At 53.0% G+C, this 251-nt stretch carries 1 protein-coding gene; it reads right to left on the reverse strand.

Annotated elements, in window-relative coordinates:
• The coding region (locus APU02_RS24690) for a terminase TerL endonuclease subunit (RefSeq protein ID WP_239692888.1) at positions 1-251 on the reverse strand (251 nt) is incomplete at both ends.

Here is a 251-nt window from a genome sequence, read left to right on the forward strand (position 1 = left end):
ATCCCGGCCCACTTACGATAGAGCTCTGCCATCTGGCGTGAACACTTCTCAAGGCGTCCCTCCGGAAGCCAGAACTTAAAATCCGCATGAACGTGGCCACTTGGCGCGCGCCAGACTTTAGCGGCTGCACAGATATCAATTTTGTTTGAAAGGTCAACGCCCACCCAGGATGGATAGGTTTTAAGTTCGTGCTGCGGGGCGATAAACTCGCATTTTTCCCATTTCATCATGTCCATCCAGGCCGACTCTCC

The organism is Citrobacter sp. 50677481, from assembly GCF_001463265.1.
Classification (GTDB): Bacteria; Pseudomonadota; Gammaproteobacteria; order Enterobacterales; family Enterobacteriaceae; genus Citrobacter_A; species Citrobacter_A sedlakii.